Source organism: Microvirga arabica (genome assembly GCF_016811235.1).
Lineage (GTDB): Bacteria > Pseudomonadota > Alphaproteobacteria > Rhizobiales > Beijerinckiaceae > Microvirga > Microvirga arabica.
On the sequence record NZ_JAFBID010000186.1, the window covers coordinates 1 to 1,563 of the forward strand.

2 protein-coding genes and 1 pseudogene are annotated in these 1,563 nt (G+C 62.1%); all 3 read left to right on the forward strand.

Annotated features, from left to right (window positions below; genetic code table 11):
* The first annotated feature begins 37 nt into the window (after positions 1-37).
* Positions 38-373 carry a DUF6894 family protein gene (locus JQC81_RS32325; protein ID WP_203275845.1) on the forward strand — a complete coding sequence of 112 codons (336 nt, stop codon included), beginning with the start codon at positions 38-40 and terminating at the stop codon, positions 371-373.
* A gap of 273 nt (positions 374-646) precedes the next feature.
* A complete protein-coding gene (locus JQC81_RS32330; RefSeq protein ID WP_203275846.1) occupies positions 647-934 on the forward strand; it encodes a hypothetical protein in 288 nt (95 codons plus the stop codon).
* 117 nt (positions 935-1,051) lie between these two features.
* Positions 1,052-1,516, forward strand: a pseudogene (locus tag JQC81_RS32335) (transposase); the annotation flags it as partial.
* Positions 1,517-1,563: the final 47 nt, after the last annotated feature.

Consider the following 1,563-nt stretch of genomic DNA (forward strand, 5'->3'; position numbering starts at 1 on the left):
CCTTTCCTCCCCGGCGGTTCAATAAGGCGTTTGAATTGTGAGCAGTATTTCCAACAGCAAGCCGGCGCCAACCGAAGGGCTCATTGACGTTGCGCTGTCGGTCAGTTCTTCACCTGCATCGGCGCCCGACCCTTCGGCACTGGTGCGCTACTACTTCAACCTCACCGACGGCGAGACCGTGATCCGGGATGAGGCGGGCGTCGAGGCTTCCAGTCTCCAGGCAGCCGTGATCTCCGCCATCGAAGCCGTAGAGGAGCTTCGTGCTCAGGATGCATCGAACTCGGATGAGTGGCAGGGTTGGAAGCTTGAAATCGTGGATGCGGCAGGTCGCGCAGTGCAGAGCATTCCCTTGGATAGCTCCGCGTCGCATTAGGCACCCTCGCATCGGAACACCACGCGATCTGATCCAGGTCATGCGGGCACTGGGCATGAAAAAGCCCCGTCGGGATTGGTCTGAACGGGGCTGAAGTGTACGGAGGCGGTCAAGGGGTTGCGGGATGTGCCTCCGCATTGAGGACATGGGGGTGCCCTGTCGGCACACAATAAGGCTAGAGCGCTGAAGCACGACAATGTGATGGCGCTAAAGCGCTATAGTGCGACGGCATCAGTGCCGGGCCTTCCCCGGTGCCTGATCCAGGAGGGGAACATGGGCGAGTGGAAGACGGTCTATGAGGACGAAGTCGAGGAGCGCTGGGTCACGCTCAAGGTCTACGAGAGCGAGGATGATGGCGACGAAGACCCGGTCGTACGCGTCACGGTAGCGCCCCTCGAGGACGCCGAGCAGGACGAGAGCGGACAGACGCCCGGTGCAGAAGCCGAAGACAACTCGACTACACTCGAACCTGATCCCGTTGAGGATCTCGAGGAGGAGTTGCAGGAAATCGGCTTCAGCCCGGTGGCAGCGGCGTGGATCGTCAGCAAGGTTCCTGCGTGAGCTGCCCGGCAGCCGTAAACGAGGGGTAAATGCGGCCTTGTTGCACGAATGGGCGATTTGGCGGCTGAAGCTGGAGGGCATAGGAGGGCTGGACCCTCCTAATCCCGGATCTCTATCGTGCCGTTCAAGACCAATGCCGCTTGCCGTCATCGTATCCCCAAGCAGCGGCACCGGGTGACAAATTGGGCCGAGTACGACGCCGCCTTGCGCCAGCGCGGAAACCTCACAATCTGGTTCTCTGAGGAGGCGGTTGCAACTTGGCGGGCCGAGCCGCGCACGACACGAGGCGGACAACCGCACTACTCGGCCCTGGCGATCAGGACAGCCCTGACGCTCCGGGCGGTGTTCGGGCTGGCGCTGCGTCAGACGGAGGGGCTGATCGGCTCGATTCTCAGGCTTCTGGGGCTGGACCTGGCGGTGCCGGATCACTCAACCCTCAGCCGCCGCGCCGAGACTCTGGAGGTCCCAAAGCCCTGTCCAAGCTCCAGAGGACCCATTCACCTGCTGGTCGACAGCACTGGCCTGCGACTGTGCGGACCCGGCGAATGGCTTATTGCGGATTTCGCTGATCGTGAGCGGCGATTTCACGCGATGGTGAGCGCCCGTTTCATCTGATCGTGAGCAAGTGT

Bases quoted from the DNA above. Each gene is read 5' to 3' on its own strand.
- JQC81_RS32330 (WP_203275846.1), top strand. From the start codon at position 647: ATGGGCGAGTGGAAGACGGTCTATGAGGACGAAGTCGAGGAGCGCTGG.